At 52.1% G+C, this 1,492-nt stretch carries 2 protein-coding genes; one reads left to right on the top strand and one right to left on the bottom strand.

Going from position 1 to position 1,492, the window contains the following annotated elements; genetic code table 11:
- On the bottom strand, window positions 1-572 hold a 572-nt coding region (locus AAC083_RS19045; RefSeq protein WP_146181739.1), incomplete at its 3' end, for a LysR family transcriptional regulator.
- Window positions 573-709: 137 nt separating this feature from the next.
- Between AAC083_RS19045 and AAC083_RS19040 the strand changes: the two genes are divergently transcribed.
- The gene (locus AAC083_RS19040; protein ID WP_108537432.1) at window positions 710-1,354 is read left to right on the top strand and encodes a hydrolase; all 645 of its coding nucleotides are present in this window, start codon (window positions 710-712) and stop codon (window positions 1,352-1,354) included.
- The last annotated feature ends 138 nt before the right edge of the window (window positions 1,355-1,492 follow it).

The raw sequence follows: 1,492 nt of genomic DNA, 5'->3' as shown, positions 1-1,492 counted from the left end.
GTTATTGTCTGTGGTGAAAGGGGAGGGGGGACCCGTGCCAAGGGATGGGTTGGGGCATGAACAAAAACATGCTCCAGATGACCAAGTGGCTGATAGGCAAGGTGTATCACTGTGGGTGGCCTGCTGAGGGCCCCCAGTACGATATCAAACCGGCTCTCTATCAGACCTGTCCAGATGCCGTCCAATATCTCATGGGAAAATGTCAAATTCACATGGGGAAATTCTTCATAGAATCTTGTTAGCAGTGGCGGCAGGACATGAAACGGAAAAGCAATGTCAATTCCTATGGTCAGTGATGCGTCAAAATTCTTCAGATAGGCAATTTGTTGCTCTATTTTTCGGGCGGCATCTAATATTGCCCTTCCTTTCTCAAGGACAATGCGACCATTCTCCGTGAAGGTCATCTTGTGACCAGAACGGTCAAGCAGGACCAGAGATAGATCGTTTTCCAGCTTCTGTACCGTGTAACTCAACGCCGAGGGAGTTTTGAATAGTTTTTCTGCTGCCGCAGTCAAACTACCATATTCTTCAATGGCTTCCAGTACCATCAATGCATCCAGATTCAACTTCATTCACGTTAGCCCCAGCCAGTGTTCAGAGTGACTTGTCAAATTTTATTGATGAAGATGTGAAGAAATTTCCAATATCAATAAAAAATCTTATCCCATACTGTCTATCTCGTTCATAAACAGCAAGGAAAGGTAAGTGTATGTCTATCCGTAAACTCATTGATGCCAATAATTCGACCCTTATTTTCATCGATCACCAGCCACAGATGGCGTTTGGCGTCACCAACATCGACCGCCAGCAGCTGAAAAATAACACGGTCGGTCTGGCTAAGGTAGGCAAGATCTTCAAGGTGCCGACCATCTACACCTCGGTCGAGACAGAGAGCTTCAGCGGCTACATCTGGCCGGAACTACTGGCCGTTCACCCCGAGAGCAAGCCCATCGAGCGCAGTTCCATGAACTCCTGGGAAGACGAGGCCTTCGTCGCCGCCGTTAAGGCTACCGGTCGCAAGAAATTGATTATATCTGCCCTATGGACGGAGGTGTGCCTCACCTTCCCGGCTCTGATGGCACTTGAGGCGGGCTACGAAGTCTATGTGGTGACCGACACGTCCGGCGGCACCAGCGTTGATGCCCACGAGCGTGCCATCGATCGTATGGTGCAGGCCGGCGCCGTGCCGGTGACCTGGCAGCAGGTTCTGCTTGAGTATCAGCGTGACTGGTCCCGCAAGGAGACCTATGACGCAGTTATGGATCTGGTGCGCGAGCACAGCGGTGCTTACGGTATGGGCGTCGATTATGCCTACACCATGGTGCACAAGGCACCACAGCGCGACGTCAAGTAAGCGCTGACTGGCGGCCCCCATAGGGGCCGCCAGAGCGTGAGGAGAGTCCATGGAAAACGCCGCCACCCTGGTGATCCGTCACCGTATTGCCCAAGCCGACCGACCCCGTTATGAGGTCTGGCTCAACCGCATAGTTCC

This window comes from Aeromonas sp. HMWF014 (assembly GCF_963878295.1).
GTDB lineage: Bacteria > Pseudomonadota > Gammaproteobacteria > Enterobacterales > Aeromonadaceae > Aeromonas > Aeromonas popoffii.
This window is presented reverse-complemented; position numbering and strand designations above follow the sequence as displayed.